The organism is Clostridioides sp. LIBA-7678, assembly GCF_056716065.1.
Genome location: NZ_CP196987.1, coordinates 3,455,246 through 3,471,585, shown reverse-complemented (window position 1 = coordinate 3,471,585; position 16,340 = coordinate 3,455,246). Strand labels below are relative to the sequence as shown.

Genomic DNA, 16,340 nt, shown 5'->3' with positions numbered 1-16,340 from the left:
GAGGTGATTTGGATGGCTTTTGAAATAATAAAAAGCATTGTTGAGGCAGAGCAGACAGCAGACAGTATCAAAGTAAAAGCTGTTACTGATGCAGAGTCTATCAGAGCTGATGCTGTAAACAAATGTGAAAGCATCTTTGCTGATGTAAAAAAGCAAGCAAAGCTTATGGAAGAAACTCTTATTGAGAAGGCAGTCACCGACAGTAAGGTGGAGGTTGATAAAATCTTAGCTGATGCTAAAAGTGAATGTCTGAAAATTGAAAAAACTGCTAAAGAAAGAAAAAGTAAGGCGATTGAAGCGGTTATTGGAAAGGTAGTGAGATAATATGGCAATAGTTAATATGAACAAAATATCTATTGTTGGCTTAGAAGCTCAAAAAAGCCAGATTTTAAAGCTACTTATGAACCGTGGGTTTGTTCAGATTGATGATAGTGCCTTTCTTACTGAGGAGGAGGAGTTAAAAAATTATCTTGTAAAAGATAGTGAAGAATCAGAAGTTATAATGTTAGAACAAAAGATGTCTCATGTAAATCAAGCGATTAACATTGTTTCTTCACTAGTGAAACAAAAGAAAGCCATGTTTGTACCAAAAAGAGAGTTTGACAGAATTAATAGCGAAAAAGAAGAACAAATTTACGCTGAAGCTTTGGAGTTAAACACTCTACATAAGGAGATAGGTACAATAAGGGCTAACATAAATCTATTGAATAACAATAAAAATATGTTAGAACCATGGGTGAATTTTGATATTCCTCTTGAAAATATGGAAACTAAGTATACAAAAACTATACTTGGGACTGTACCTACAAGTGCAAATGTTGATGCCTTAAGAGTAAAATTAGAAGATGAAATACCAGAAAGTGTTCTTGGAATTATTAATTCCGACAAGTTAATGAACTATGTTTATTTAATTACTTTGAAAGAAACTTTTGATAATTCTTTAGAGGTTCTAAAAGAATTTAATTTTTCAGTAGTTGCATTGCCAAATGAAGAAGGTACACCATCACAAGCTATTAAGAAATATAATGAAATGATAATTAGACAGGAAAACGTTTCTAAGAATAAGACAGAAGAAATTAAAAGCCATGCAGATAATATGCACATGCTTGAAAATCTATATGATTTTTACACTATAGAAAGAGACCAAAAAAAGATTATAGAGAGGCTTGTCAAAACAAAAACAACGTTCTGCCTTAACGGTTGGCTACCAAGCAAAAGAGCAGATGAGCTAATTAAAGAAATTACAGAAAAGTTTGACTGTTGTGTTCAAACAGAGGAAGGAGATAAAGAAGAAGGTTTCCCAATTCTGCTTGAAAACAATAAAGTTGTAACACCTTTTGAAAGTGTAACAAATATGTACAGCTGTCCAAGCACAAAAGATATTGACCCAAATACAATTATGACTTTCTTTTATGTTGTATTCTTTGGAATGATGCTAAGTGATGCTGCATATGGGATGATAATTGCACTAGCATGTGGATTTATTGTATACAAATCAAAAATGCAAAAAGGTGAAGGAAATTTAATTAAACTTATTGGTATTTGTGGAGTTTCAACTACTATATGGGGTCTTATATTCGGGGGTATTTTGGGGGATTTAATTCCTATAAAAGCTCTAATCAATCCTTTAGAGGATGTTATGGTACTTATGGGAATGTCATTACTGTTCGGTATTATCCATATATATGTAGGTTTGGGAATTAAAGCATATACATTAATAAGAGATGGCAAGGTAATAGATGCAATTTTTGATATAGGTTTTTGGTATTTATGTATAACAGGGGTATGTCTACTTATAATACCTTTTGTTGCAGGCGATATAGGTGTATTTTCTGAAGTAGGAAAATATTTGGCAATTATAGGTGCTTTAGGTCTTGTCCTTACTCAAGGAAGAAGCTTTAAAGGTGTTCCTGTTAAGCTTTTCAAAGGATTCTCAAGCCTTTATGGTATAACAAGTTATTTTGCTGATATATTATCTTATACAAGAATTATGGCACTTTGTCTAACAACAGGAGTTATAGGGCAGGTTATCAATCTTTTAGGGGCTATAGCTGGTCCAATATTTGCAGTTGTAATTGGTGTTGTAGGACACACAATAAACCTTCTTATAAATGCACTAGGTGCATATGTTCATACAAGTAGGTTACAGTATGTAGAATTTTTCAACAAGTTTTATGAAGGCGGAGGAGTTCCTTTTGTTCCGTTTAAGTATAAAACAAAATATACAAGCATTAATAAAAAGGAGATGTAAATATGGAATTTTTAAACGCGTTAGGAAATGGTCAATTTTTGGCAATATCAGGAGCTGCTATAGCAGCATTATTTGCAGGTATGGGTTCTGCTAAAGGTACTTCAATAGCAGGTCAAGCCGCAGCAGGTGTTGTAACAGAAGACCCTAGTAAATTTGGTCAACTTCTAGTTTTACAACTTCTTCCTGGTACACAAGGTCTATATGGATTTATCATAGCTTTCCTTATTTTATCAAAAGCAGGGATTATTGGGGGAGATGCAATACCAACATCAGCTCAAGGTTTACAACTTCTTATGGCAGGACTTCCAATTGGTTTAGTTGGTTTAGTGTCAGGTATTGCACAAGGTAAGGCAGCAGCAGCAGGGGTTGGAATAGTTGCTAAAAGACCTGAGGAACTTGGTAAGGCTATAACATTTGCAGCGATAGTTGAAACATATGCTCTTTTAGGACTACTTGTTTCTTTCTTAGCTTACAATGGAATTGCAATTGGTTAATTATAGATTATAATTCATAAGTAAAAAAAATGAAAAGGAGGAAGCACTCCTATGGGTAATGAACAAAAAATGATTGACAGAATTATAGCTGATGCCAAACAAGAAGCACAAGAAATATTGGATAAAGCTAAGAGTGAGGCAGATTCAAAAATAAATTCAGCTACTGAAAAAGCTGAAAAGGAAATGGCTTCCTATACAAAGCTTGCAGAGGCAGAAGCAGAAAAAGCAGCTTCTAAGGAAATATCAGGAGCTTATATGGAGGCTAAGAAACAAATATTATCAAAAAAACAAGAGATTTTAGAAGAAGTAATTTTAGAAGCTAAAAATAAACTTTTAAATCTTAAAGATAGTGAATATGAAGAGATTATATTAAATATGATTGAAAAATCAAACTGCACAGAAGATTCACAGATAGTATTATCTAAAAAAGATAAAAAAGCATTGAAAGATGTGTTATCAAAAAAAGGCATTAAAGTATCTGATGAAATCAGAGATATTACTGGAGGCTTTATAGTTAAAAAAGGCGACATTGAGTATAATTATTCATTTGAAGCCATAATTGCAGTAGAACATGAAGATATTGAGCAAATTGCAGCAGAAATTTTGTTTAATTAAGGAGGGGTTAAAAAATGGCAGAAGAAAAAACTTATCCCTATGCCGTGGCACGAATAAGAGTGCTTGAAAAACAGCTTCTTAACAGACAAATGTTTATTCAAATGGCAGAAGCCAAAAGCCCTGAAGATTCTTTAAGAATTATAGCTGAAGCAGGTTATGTGGATACATCGAATAATAATATCCATAATTTTGAGAATATTTTGACTCAAGAATTATCAAAGACATATGAAATTCTTAAAGGTCTAGCTCCTGAAGAAAAATTTGTTGATGTATTTCTTTATAAAAATGACTATCACAACTTAAAAGTGCTGATTAAAGAAGAAATTTCTGGTGTAGATGGTGAAAAATATTTGATTGATGGAGGTACAATTCCTCTTATTAAGCTTAGAGAATCTTTAGCAAATCGTAATTTTAGTGATTTACCTAATATAATGGCAGCAGCCATAGTAGAGGCATTTGATGTTTATAGTAAGACACAAAATGGTCAGATGGTCGATATTGCTTTAGATAAAGCGACTTTTTCTAGTATGAAAGAGACTGCTAAAGAAAGTCAAAACAAATTTGTAATAGATTATGTTATGAAAGTTTGTGATTTAACAAATCTAAAAAGTTTTATAAGAGTTAAAAATATGAAGAAAGATTTTCACATGTTTATGAATGTGTTTGTTTCAGGTGGCTCACTTGATAAGGAAAAATTCTTAGAAGCTTTTTCTTCAGACACTCCAGCATCATGTTTTAAGTCTACTTCTTACTCTGATATCTGTAAAAATGGTATGAGTAATGGATTCACTGTATTTGAAAAACTCTGTGATGACTATCTTATGGAATATGTTAGAGAAGCAAAATTTAAACCTCTTACATTAGAGCCATTAATTGCTTATTTATATGCTAAAGAATCAGAGATAAAAACAATAAGAATTATTTTGACTAGTAAGCTTAATAATATAGACGCAGATACTATAAAAGAAAGGCTAAGGGATGCTTATGTATAAGGTAGGAGTAGTTGGAGATAAAGATAGCATCATGGGATTTTTAGCTCTTGGAATAGATATCTTCCCAGCCTATGATAGTGACGAAATTAAAAAAAGTATACATAAGTTGGTTGAAGATGAGTATGCGATAATTTATATTACAGAACAGGCATCATTGCTTGCAAAAGAATCAATAGCAAAATACAAGGACTACCAACTTCCTGCTATTATAGTTATTCCAGGTATTGGAGGAAGTATGGGATTAGGTATGAATGAAGTAAGAGAATCTAGTAAACGTGCCATAGGTGCAGATATATTATTTAAAGAATAAATGGAAGTTGAATAAAAGACAATCTCAAATTTTATTAGTGCTAAAAGTATGTATTGATAAAATATAGGAGGGAGTATTTAAATTTTGATAAAGTATATGATTGCAGGTGAGAGAATATGAAAACAGGCACAATTGTAAAGGTGTCAGGACCGCTTGTTGTAGCGGAGGGCATGAGAGATGCGAATATGTTTGACGTCGTAAGAGTTTCAGATAAACATCTTATAGGCGAGATTATAGAAATGCATGGAGATAAAGCTTCTATACAGGTTTATGAGGAGACTTCTGGTCTAGGACCAGGGGAGGAAGTTGTTTCTCTTGGAATGCCTATGAGTGTTGAGCTTGGACCAGGTCTTATTTCAACTATTTATGATGGTATTCAACGTCCACTTGAAAAAATGTATGATATTTCAGGTACTAATATAACTAAAGGTGTTGAGGTATCTTCACTTGATAGAGAAGTTAAGTGGGAATTTAAACCTAAAAAAGCTGTAGGCGATAAAGTTGTATCTGGTGATATAATTGGTGGAGTTCAAGAAACAGCTGTAGTGGAATGTAAAATTATGGTTCCTTATGGAGTTAATGGTACTATAAAAGAAATATATTCTGGAGAATTTACTGTTGAAGATACAGTTTGTGTTATTACAGATGAAAAAGGTAACGATATAGCTGTAACTATGATGCAAAAATGGCCAGTTAGAAAAGAAAGACCATATAGAGAAAAGAAAACACCAGATTCACTTCTTGTTACAGGTCAAAGAGTTATAGATACATTTTTCCCAATCACAAAAGGTGGGGTAGCAGCTATACCAGGTCCTTTTGGAAGTGGAAAAACTGTTACACAACATCAGCTTGCTAAATGGGCAGATGCAGATATAGTTGTATATATAGGTTGTGGTGAACGTGGAAATGAAATGACAGATGTTCTTCTTGAGTTCCCTGAATTAAAAGACCCAAGAACAGGCGAGTCACTTATGCAAAGAACTGTGCTTATAGCAAATACATCAGACATGCCAGTTGCCGCACGTGAAGCTTCTATATACACTGGTATTACAATAGCTGAATACTTTAGAGATATGGGATATAGTGTTGCACTTATGGCAGACTCCACATCAAGATGGGCTGAGGCTCTTAGAGAGATGAGTGGTCGTCTAGAGGAGATGCCTGGTGAAGAAGGTTATCCTGCATACTTAGGTTCACGTCTTGCTCAATTCTATGAGAGAGCAGGAAAGGTAAATTGTCTAGGTATGGATGATAGAGAAGGGACACTTACAGCAATTGGTGCAGTTTCTCCTCCTGGTGGAGATACATCAGAACCTGTCAGCCAAGCAACACTTCGTATAGTAAAAGTATTCTGGGGGCTTGATGCTTCTTTGGCATATAAGCGTCATTTCCCAGCAATCAACTGGTTAACAAGTTATTCACTCTATCAGGAAAAAGTTGATGTATGGACAGATAAAAATGTAAATGATAATTTCTCAGCTCAAAGAGCTCAAGCTATGAAACTTTTACAAGTTGAATCTGAACTTCAAGAAATAGTTCAATTAGTTGGTGTGGATTCACTTTCAGATGGAGATAGATTGATATTAGAAGTTACTCGTTCTATAAGAGAAGACTTCCTTCATCAAAACTCTTTCCACGAAGTTGATACTTACACATCACTTCATAAACAATATAGAATGATGGGACTTATATTAAAATTCTATAAGTCAGCACAAGATGCCATCAAGCAAAATGTTACTATAAATGATATTATCAAGCTTTCAGTTCTTGAAAAGATTGGTCGTGCTAAGTATGTAGAAGAAGACAGTATAGATGCTACTTACGATTCAATTGAAGAGGAAATAGACAATGAGCTTGCAGACCTTATTAAAAAGAGGGGGGCTGAAGAACTATGATAAAGGAATATAAGTCAATACAAGAGGTGGCCGGTCCTCTTATGCTAATAAACGGTGTAGAAGGTGTAAAATTTGATGAACTTGGAGAGATTGAGCTTTCAAATGGAGAGATTCGTCGCTGTAAAGTTCTAGAGGTAAATGAAGATACTGCACTTGTTCAGCTTTTTGAAAGTTCAACAGGTATAAACCTTGCTGAAAGTAAAGTTCGTTTTTTAGGAAAGAGTCTTGATTTTGGAGTTTCACCAGATATATTAGGTCGTGTCTTTAGTGGAATGGGTAAACCTATTGATGGAGGCCCAGAAATTATACCAGATAAAAGACTTGATATAAATGGAGCTCCAATAAATCCAGCAGCACGTGATTATCCAGCAGAATTTATACAGACTGGTGTATCTGCGATAGATGGACTTAATACACTGGTTAGGGGGCAAAAGCTTCCTATATTCTCAGCAGCAGGTTTGCCACATGCTAACCTTGCTGTTCAAATTGCAAGACAGGCAAAAGTACGTGGAACTGATTCTAAGTTCGCCGTTGTGTTTGCTGCAGTTGGTATAACTTTTGAAGATGCAGATTTCTTTATAAGTGACTTTAAAGCAACTGGTGCTATTGACCGTTCTGTAGTATTTGTAAACCTTGCAAATGACCCAGCTGTAGAGCGTGTATCTACACCTAGAATGGCACTTACAGCAGCTGAATATCTTGCTTTTGACCAGGGCATGCATGTACTTGTTATAATAACAGATATTACAAACTACGCAGAAGCATTACGTGAAGTTTCAGCAGCTAAAAAAGAAGTACCAGGACGTCGTGGATATCCAGGTTATCTTTATACTGACCTTGCTACAATGTATGAAAGAGCAGGAAAAATGAAAGGCCATGAAGGTTCTATAACTATGATTCCTATACTTACAATGCCTGAGGAGGATAAAACACATCCAATTCCTGACCTTACAGGATACATTACAGAAGGACAGATTATACTTAGCCGTGAACTTTATAAAAAAGATATACAGCCTCCTATAGATGTTTTACCATCACTTTCTCGTCTAAAAGATAAGGGGATTGGTAAAGGTAAAACTCGTGAGGACCATGCAGATACAATGAACCAACTTTTTGCCGCTTATTCAAGAGGTAAAGATGCAAAAGAACTTATGGCAATACTTGGTGAATCTGCACTTTCTGAGATTGATTTAATGTATGCAAAGTTTGCAGATGAATTTGAGAAAGAATATGTTTCACAAGGATTTAGAACTGACAGAACTATTGAGCAAACATTAGAAATTGGATGGAAGCTTCTTAGTATGTTACCAAAGAGTGAACTTAAACGTATTCGTGATGAATATTTTGAAAAATATATGCCTAAGGAGTGATATCTGTGGCTAGATTAAATGTAAATCCAACACGTATGGAAATGACTAGACTTAAGAAACTCCTTAAAACTGCTACAAGAGGTCATAAGCTTCTTAAAGATAAGCTTGATGAACTTATGAAACAATTTCTTGATATTGTAAGAGAAAATAAGCAATTACGTGAAGAAGCAGAAAATGCTCTTGATGGTGCTTATAAAAATTTTATAATTGCAAGAGCAGTTATGAGTCAGGAGTATCTAGGTTCAGCACTTATGATGCCAAAGCAATCTGTTTCAGTAGATGTCTCTACGAAAAATATAATGAGTGTCGATGTTCCTGTGTTTGACTTTAAAACTGAAAACAATCAAAGTGATATTTATCCTTATGGACTTGCCTTTACATCAGGTGAATTAGATTCTGCTATGGAAGCATTCTCAGCTGCTATGGAGCCACTTTTAAGACTTGCAGAAAGTGAGAAAAGTGCACAACTTCTTGCTCAAGAGATAGAAAAGACACGTAGACGTGTTAATGCTCTTGAGAATGTAATGATACCAAATTACATGGAGACTATTAAGTATATTGCTATGAAGCTTGAGGAAAATGAAAGAGCAAGTACTACTAGACTTATGAAGGTTAAGGATATGGTGCTTAAAAAAGCACTTGAAGAAAAGAAGAAAAATAATTTGGTTGTGTAATTAAATACTTATAAAAGTAAGTCTAACATTCTAGTTTATAGGAGTTAGGCTTATTTTTTATGCTCAAATTAAAAATATAGATACCATAAAAATAAAATATTGTTTAAAAGCATACTAGAATTAATCAAAAATAACATATTTAACAAAAATTTCTAAAAATTAACGAACTGTTAATTTACACTTAACTTTATATTAACAAATTAGGTGTATTATATAAACATAAGCAAAAACAATAAAAAACAATTAAAAAAAGATAAAGACACATAAAATACATAAAGGGGGAAGATATGAAAGAATTTATATTTACTTGTCTGTGTATTGTAGTAATTACATTTATGACAAGTTGCATATCAACAACACCACAAACTACTCAAGGAAAAGGAAATAATAAACTTACAATATATGCAGCATTAGAGGAAGAACAAATAGCTTACTATATGGAAGGTTTTAGAGAAGAGTATCCAAATATAGATGTAGAGATAGTTATGGATTCTCATGGAGTAATAGCTTCAAAATTATTAGCAGAAAAAGATAATCCACAAGCTGATGTTATATGGGGATTGTCAGCAATGAACATGATAGAGTTAAAAGAAGATGGAGCGCTTGAAGTGTATAAGCCAAAAAATTATGATAAGGTTGATAAGAAATTCAAAGATACTGGAGAAGATGTATCCTGGGTAGGAATGAGTGTACCAGAAACAGCTATAGTAGTTAATTATAAAGAGCTTGAAAAATTAGGTATTGATGTTCCAAAAAGCTATAAAGATTTGATAAAACCAGAATATAAAGGGTTAATAACAATGCCAAATCCAGCATCATCTGGAACAGGGTATCTTACAGTATCAGGACTTATTCAAATGATGGGCGAAAAAGATGCTTACGATTATATGGACAAATTACATAAAAATATAGCTACATATACACACTCAGGCTCAAAGCCTGCTAAACTAGCTGGTTCTGGAGAATATCCAATAGGTATTACACTTGGATATAGAGCTACACAACAATTATCTAGTGGTGAACCTATAGAAGTAGTATTTCCGAAAGAGGGTTCAGGTTGGGATTTAGAAGCAAATGCTTTAGTTAAAAAAGATAATATAAAAAAAGAAGCAAAGGTATTTTTAGACTGGGCAATGAGTGATTCAGCTATGAATAGATATGCACACGAAGTAGCAGTTACTTCTATAAAGACAAATAATCCAGTTCCAAAGGGTTATTCTAAACAACCATTTGAACAGCTAATAAAGGAAGTAGATTTAAACTCTGCTGCAAAAAATAGAGGTATGGTATTAAAAACTTGGGAATCAAAGTATGGTTCAAAATCTGAAAGTAAGTAAAATTTAAATGAATAGTTTAGAAGAGATAATTTTAGAAGAAAAAAATTTAAAATAAAAATATAATTAGATAAGGGGAGATAAGATATGAGTTACTTAAAAATAAATAATGTGTTTAAAAATTATGACCAAAAAAGGGTTTTAAATAATATTAGTTTGGATATTGAAGAAGGTGAATTTTTATGTTTACTTGGGCCTAGTGGATGTGGTAAGACTACATTACTTAGAATAATAGCTGGTCTTGAAGAAGTAAATAGTGGAGCTATAATTCTCCAAGATAAAGATATTACAGATTTAGAACCGTCAAAGAGAGGTTTTGGAATAGTGTTTCAATCATATGCTTTGTTTCCAAATATGACTGCATATAACAATATAGCCTTTCCGCTTAAAGAAAGAAAAGTTTCAAAAGAAAAAATAGATAATAAAGTTAAGGAAGTTCTTGAAATAGTGGGATTAACTCATGAAGCTCATAAATATCCTAAAGCGTTATCAGGTGGGCAACAACAAAGAATTGCAATAGCGAGAGCATTAGCACTTGAACCAAAGTTTTTGCTTTTAGATGAGCCAATGTCTGCATTAGATGCAAAGGTTAGACACAAGCTTAGAATGGATATTAAAAGGCTGCAAAAAGAACTTAATATAACAACAATAATGGTAACACATGACCAAGAAGAAGCTATAACAATGGCAGATAAAATCGCTATTTTAAACAGAGGAGATATAATGCAGATAGGAACTCCAGAAGAAATATATCAAAATCCTCAAAATCTATTTACAGCTCAATTTATAGGAGATACAAACTGCTTTGATAATGGAGATTCTATATTAACTGTAAGACCCGAATATGTTCAAATAGAGAAAGCAACAAAAGAAAATTATCAAGGAATAATATCTAACATAGAGTTCAGAGGAAATCTCCTAAGAGTAGAAATAAAAGACAAATTAAATGAAAATTTCATAATAAGTGATGTTTCTATAAAAGAATGGGTTAATTTAAATTTAGTAGAAGGTGACCTTGTAAAGATAAATATAGATGAAAAATACTATTTAAAGTATCCAAAAGTTAAAGGAGCATAAGTATATGAATAATAATGCTATGAGTTCTAAGGGTATAAGTCTTAAATCAAAAATGAATCTAGATATAAAAAAGTGCATGCTTACAGTATTGGTTATGTCTTTAGTAATATTCTTACTGGCACCTATAATATATCTATTTGTGCAGGCATTTTTAGATAAAGATGGAGTCTTTGTTGGATTGCAAAACTTCCAAGAATACTTAGCTTCTGAAGCTTTGTTGAATTCGCTGAAAAATACAGTATTTGTATCTATTATATCAACTGTAATATCATTAACACTTGCATTAGTATATGCGTATGCACTAACGAGGACAAAGATTAAATTTAAGGGATTTTTTAAGTCGTTAGCAATGTTTCCTATGTTTGCTCCAACAATGATGCACGCAATAGGCTTAGTATATTTGTTTGGGAATCAAGGGGTTGTAACTAATTTACTTGGAATACATGTTCCAATATATGGAGCAGTAGGAATAATATTAGCACAAATTATATATGTATTTCCTCAATCATTTCAAATACTTTATATATCATTAAGTTCAACGGATTATAGATTATATGAAGCTAGCAACACTATGGGTATAAGTAAAATAAGAGAATTTATAAGTATAACAATTCCTAGTATAAAATACTCTTTGATAAGTTCTGCATTTGTATCATTTACATTATGCTTTACAGACTTTGGAGCTCCAAAAGTAATTGGAGGAGAATTTAATGTATTATCAATAGATGTGTATAAGCAGATTATAGGACAACAAAATATGCCAATGGGTGCTACTGTATCAATTTTACTTTTAATACCTGCAATAATATCATTTATGGTAACTAAAAAAATTGAAAAGAATCAAAATTCGTATATAAATTCAAAGTCAATTCCATATAAAATTAAATCTAATAAATTAAGAGATAGTATTTTTGGTGGGATTGTAGGATTTATTGCATTTGGTATAATAGCTGTAATGTTAACTGTAATCTTATCATCCTTAATATCTGTTTGGCCATATGATTTAAGACTCACACTAGAACACTTTTCTATGAAAAATAGTATTGATGGAATTGCACCATTTATAAATTCAATAAAAATGTCACTATTAACAGCTATTCTTGGTACAAGCTTTGTTTTCTTATTTGCATATCTAAATGAAAAAACAGAAAAAGCTCCGTATTTAAAATCATTTGGATATTTTTTAAGTACATTACCTATGGCATTGCCAGGGTTGGTTTTAGGTATATCTTATGTACTATTTTTTAATAAGTTAGAGTTTAATTTTATGGATACAATATACATTAAGAACTTATTCAATGGATTATATGGAACAGTACTTATAATGGTTATATGTAATGTAGTACATTTCTTTTCAGTAGCGTTTATAACTGCTACTACAGCCATTAAGAAAGTAGATAAGGAATTAGATATGGTGGCTAAGTCGATGGGGATAAACAGTGCATCAATTCTTAAAAATGTAACTATACCACTTTGTTTGCCAGCAGTTTTAGAAAATTTTATGTATTTTTTCTTAAACTCTATGGTGACCATATCAGCTTTAGTATTTATATATACTGCAAGTTCAAAAGTGGCTGCAATATCAATTGTACAATTGGATGATAAAGGTAGCACTGCACAGGCTGCAGCATTGGCAGTATTAATACTAATTACAAACATATTAGTGAAAGTAATACATGAGTTCATAAAAAATCGTTTGGAAAAAAGGACAAATCTTAACTAAATAAATTCTTAAAAAAATACAAATTAAAAAAGTCTATTCTTGTTATTTATGGAATAGACTTTTTAAGTTTAGAATTAATGTTAATCACGTGTTTTAAATTTCCTTTTATTATCGTACATTTGAGAATCTGCACGATGATATGTATCAAACAAAGAAACATCTAATTTATCATCAAAAACAGCATATCCAATAGACATTGATAACTTTAACTCGTTAGTCGAGTTTTCTTCAATTATTTTTAAATTGATATTATTTATAATAGTATTTATCTCTTCATGAGATGAATTTTTTAGAATGACTATGTATTCATCTCCACCAACACGATAAACTACATGTTTTTTAGCTATAACATCTCTTATAATTTTACTTGCATGCTTAATGTATAAATCTCCTGTCTGATGACCAAATTTATCATTGATTTTTTTTAAGCCATCTAAGTCTATTGATATGATAGATATTAGCTTTTTTATACTTAAATTGTTCAAATTATTCATGTCTATTTCGAAGGCATTTCTATTTTTTAAACCTGTTAAGTAATCTGTATTAGCAAAATCAGTATATGTAGGGTTTGATATACGCTTAAATAGAACTACCGCAACCAATGCTGATATTAGACAAGTTAATAATGCTATAAGTGGTGTAACTATGCTTATAAATTTAAATGTATTGTATTGATGGTTTGCTTCAAATTCAATTCCTATTACCCCAACAACTTCACCATCATTATTGTGAATAGGAAAGTATGATATGAATATGTATCCCCAGGATGTTGCTTTAATTTTTTTAGGGAGCAATATATTATTATCCAGCGCTTTGTTAAGGTCACCCCAAATTTCTTTTTCTATTAAATCACCAGCGTTTCTAAAATCACTCCTAGATGAATCTAAGCCATCAACAACATACACTAATGAGCCATCTTTTGTTTTTTTAGCAGTATATAGATACATGACTCCAGTGGTATTTTTTATAGATTCTAATAAGGTCTTAGAACTTTTATAAGAGTTTTTTGATTGGTCTTCTTTAGAGTTAATTTCAGTAAATGTATCTTTATCAATATTTTTTTCTGCATACTCATATATGCGTCTAGACCTTTCACTCAAAGTATATATCATATCATTGTAAGTCAATTGATAGTTAAAAAAATACACGCACGAAGAAGATATTATTACAATAATTGCAGTAAGTATTGAAACCTGCATATCAACTCTATTAAATTTTTTATTTATTTTCATAGCTTAGTTGTTTTGTGAAAAGAGCTTCCCACAATCTCCTCATAATTAATATATATCTATAAATTTCACCATAATATATCTATATATTACCAAATTTATATAAAAATTACAACGAATAAACAAGCCTATAACCTTAAAATATAAAGCTTTATAGAATTATAATATATTTTAATAAATATTTTAATATTACTTATATTATAAATATTTTATTTATAAATATTTGCTATTATATCACATATTATATCAATTCTTTTAAAAGGTGTAATAATGTAATAACCATCTACATAGGGTTCAATTTCTTTTGCTATTTGAGTAGATATATTAATAGCAAGCTTGGTAGACTCTTCTTTTGATGTATCTTTGTACAGGTCTATAATATTTTGAGAAACAGTAATCCCTGAAATCTCATTATTCATAAAGCAAGCATTTCTATAGCTTACAACAGGTATTATTCCTCCAAGTATCTTTGCAGGAAGTATTTCTTTAGCTTTTTTTAGGTTTATTAAAGCTTGTTCTGTTAAAACTGGTTGAGTTAAAAACATAGTAACTCCATTTTCTATTTTAATCTTAGCATGTTTAAGTTGAGAATCGAAGTTTATTGCATTTATATTTAATGCTCCAAGTATATTAAAAGGTGTATTAAATGTATTTTCATTCAATGTTTTTATGTAGTTTGCTAATATTGAGGAATTAAAGCTAAACATAGCTTTTATTTCATCTCTTTCAGCAGATGGTATAGGGTCTCCAGTTACTACAAGTACATTATCTATATTTTCAATATTAAGTCCTAAAAGGAGAGCTTTAGTTGCATTAATATTCCTATCTCTACATGTCATATGAGGTATAGGGGTAATATCTAATTCTCTTTTTATTTTGCAGGCTAATAAACTACTATCAACTCTTGCCCTAGCTATTGGACAATCTGCAATTGTAATTGCATCGACTCCGTGGTCTTTTAATTTTTTGGCACTACTCATAAAAAATTCAATATCTGTCTGAACCTCCCATGACTAAAGTCACAGGGTTCCTGCTTCATAGAATTTTGCATACTGAAATATGTCTTACCAATTCTCCACAGGCTATCCCCGTAGTTCCTACGGTTCTTACATATGTTATCTATTTTAAACTCTTATTAGTCTTAGTCCTTCTTTTAGTATATTTATACTTGCATTTATATCTCTATCATGAGTTACATTACAACAAGGACAAATCCATTCTCTTATACTTAAATTCTTCATTTCCTCGTTTTTATACCCACATTTATTGCATATTTGTGAACTTGCAAAGAATTTACCTACCTTTACAATTTGTCTACCATACCAATTAGCCTTATATTCTAATTGACGAATAAATTCTGACCATGACACATCAGAAATTAGGCGAGATAGTTTACTATTTCTAGTCATATTCTTTACTTGTAAATCCTCTATACAAATAATATCATTCTCTCGTATTAATTTAGTAGATAGTTTTTGTAGAAAATCCTTCCTTTGATTAGCTATATGCTCTTGAAGTCTTGCAACTTTTAATCTTGCTTTATTTCTATTTAAACTACCAATTGTTTTTCTCGATAGTTCTCTTTGTAATTTAGCAAGTTTGTTTAATGACTTCTGAAGATACTTAGGATTTTCTATAAATTGTCCACAACTTGAGATACAAAATTCTTTAATTCCTAAATCTAAACCTATCTGATTATTAGTATTTTCAAATGCTTCAATATCTATATCAGTACAACATAATGATACATAATATTTTCCACTTGGTTCTTTGGATATGGTAGCATTAAGTATTCTTCCTTGAGGTACTTGTTTATCCCTTACTTTAACCATACCAAGTTTAGGTAATTTTATATATTGACTAAGGTACATAATATTTCCATTTGTAAAGTTAGTTCTATATGAAAATCTATTAGTTTTCTTTGATTTAAATTTAGGAAATCCTGCATTTTCTTTAAAGAATTTTTTATATGCGTTTTCTAAATCTTTTAAGGTGTTTTGTAGTGAAAATTTATCAGGTTCTTTAAGCCACTCTAATTCTTTTTTTAAATTGGTCAAATCAGAACTGCACTGTTTATAAGTAAAAGTTTCTTTATCATTTTCATAAACTTCTATTTTTTTAGCAAGATATTTATTATATACAAATCTACAACATCCAAAAGTTTTGTTAATTAACTCTTGCTGTTTTTTATTTGGATACATTCTAAACTTATAAGCTTTTTCCACTACTATCACCTCACTTTACTTGTTTTTTATGATTTTTCATCACCCATCTTAATATTAACAAGTGCAATTTTTTTAAACAAGTATTTTAAAGGTTTTTATATTTATTTCTAAATAACATATGTAAGAACCGTAAGTCCTAACTTTTATCATT

15 protein-coding genes are annotated in these 16,340 nt (G+C 31.3%); 12 read left to right on the top strand and 3 right to left on the bottom strand.

Features of this window, described 5'->3' with window-relative positions:
• The first annotated feature begins 12 nt into the window (after nt 1–12).
• From ACTG46_RS16130 to ACTG46_RS16075, 12 genes are all read left to right on the top strand, one after another.
• Nucleotides 13–324 carry a hypothetical protein gene (locus ACTG46_RS16130; RefSeq protein WP_074179832.1) on the top strand — a complete coding sequence of 104 codons (312 nt, stop codon included), beginning with the start codon at nt 13–15 and terminating at the stop codon, nt 322–324.
• A gap of 1 nt (nt 325) precedes the next feature.
• A complete protein-coding gene (locus ACTG46_RS16125) occupies nt 326–2,251 on the top strand; it encodes a V-type ATP synthase subunit I (RefSeq protein WP_074179831.1) in 1,926 nt (641 codons plus the stop codon).
• Between the two features lie 2 nt (nt 2,252–2,253).
• Nucleotides 2,254–2,745, top strand: coding sequence for a V-type ATP synthase subunit K (locus ACTG46_RS16120; protein ID WP_003422657.1), 492 nt, complete (start codon nt 2,254–2,256; stop codon nt 2,743–2,745).
• A gap of 51 nt (nt 2,746–2,796) precedes the next feature.
• A complete protein-coding gene (locus tag ACTG46_RS16115) occupies nt 2,797–3,360 on the top strand; it encodes a V-type ATP synthase subunit E (RefSeq protein ID WP_054271486.1) in 564 nt (187 codons plus the stop codon).
• A 14-nt stretch (nt 3,361–3,374) separates the two neighbouring features.
• Nucleotides 3,375–4,352, top strand: a complete 978-nt coding sequence (locus ACTG46_RS16110; protein WP_054271485.1) for a V-type ATP synthase subunit C — start codon at nt 3,375–3,377, stop codon at nt 4,350–4,352.
• Nucleotides 4,345–4,662, top strand: a complete 318-nt coding sequence (locus ACTG46_RS16105; RefSeq protein ID WP_009893746.1) for a V-type ATP synthase subunit F — start codon at nt 4,345–4,347, stop codon at nt 4,660–4,662. The genes ACTG46_RS16110 and ACTG46_RS16105 overlap by 8 nt, the downstream gene beginning before the upstream one ends.
• 116 nt (nt 4,663–4,778) lie before the next feature.
• A complete protein-coding gene (locus ACTG46_RS16100) occupies nt 4,779–6,557 on the top strand; it encodes a V-type ATP synthase subunit A (RefSeq protein WP_074179830.1) in 1,779 nt (592 codons plus the stop codon).
• Entirely contained in the window at nt 6,554–7,927 is a 1,374-nt protein-coding gene (locus ACTG46_RS16095) for a V-type ATP synthase subunit B (protein ID WP_054271483.1), read from the top strand. Before ACTG46_RS16100 ends, ACTG46_RS16095 begins: the two co-directional genes overlap by 4 nt.
• Nucleotides 7,928–7,932: 5 nt before the next feature.
• Complete coding sequence (locus ACTG46_RS16090; RefSeq protein WP_479923197.1) at nt 7,933–8,601, top strand: V-type ATP synthase subunit D; 669 nt, start codon at nt 7,933–7,935, stop codon at nt 8,599–8,601.
• A gap of 287 nt (nt 8,602–8,888) precedes the next feature.
• Complete coding sequence (locus tag ACTG46_RS16085; protein ID WP_479923196.1) at nt 8,889–9,938, top strand: putative 2-aminoethylphosphonate ABC transporter substrate-binding protein; 1,050 nt, start codon at nt 8,889–8,891, stop codon at nt 9,936–9,938.
• An 84-nt stretch (nt 9,939–10,022) separates the two neighbouring features.
• Nucleotides 10,023–11,012, top strand: coding sequence for an ABC transporter ATP-binding protein (locus tag ACTG46_RS16080; protein ID WP_479923195.1), 990 nt, complete (start codon nt 10,023–10,025; stop codon nt 11,010–11,012).
• A 4-nt stretch (nt 11,013–11,016) separates the two neighbouring features.
• Nucleotides 11,017–12,735 carry a putative 2-aminoethylphosphonate ABC transporter permease subunit gene (locus ACTG46_RS16075; RefSeq protein ID WP_167640742.1) on the top strand — a complete coding sequence of 573 codons (1,719 nt, stop codon included), beginning with the start codon at nt 11,017–11,019 and terminating at the stop codon, nt 12,733–12,735.
• Between the two features lie 80 nt (nt 12,736–12,815).
• On the opposite strand, the gene ACTG46_RS16070 is transcribed toward ACTG46_RS16075, so the two are convergent.
• The 3 genes from ACTG46_RS16070 to tnpB form a co-directional block, all read right to left on the bottom strand.
• Nucleotides 12,816–13,967 (bottom strand): GGDEF domain-containing protein, encoded by a 1,152-nt coding sequence (locus tag ACTG46_RS16070; protein ID WP_074179827.1) that lies wholly within the window; start codon nt 13,965–13,967, stop codon nt 12,816–12,818.
• A 206-nt stretch (nt 13,968–14,173) separates the two neighbouring features.
• Nucleotides 14,174–14,944: a methylenetetrahydrofolate reductase gene (locus ACTG46_RS16065; protein WP_407964350.1), complete on the bottom strand. Its 771-nt coding sequence runs from the start codon at nt 14,942–14,944 to the stop codon at nt 14,174–14,176.
• 144 nt (nt 14,945–15,088) lie between these two features.
• Nucleotides 15,089–16,198 (bottom strand): IS200/IS605 family element RNA-guided endonuclease TnpB, encoded by a 1,110-nt coding sequence (tnpB, locus tag ACTG46_RS16060; RefSeq protein ID WP_479923194.1) that lies wholly within the window; start codon nt 16,196–16,198, stop codon nt 15,089–15,091.
• Nucleotides 16,199–16,340: the final 142 nt, after the last annotated feature.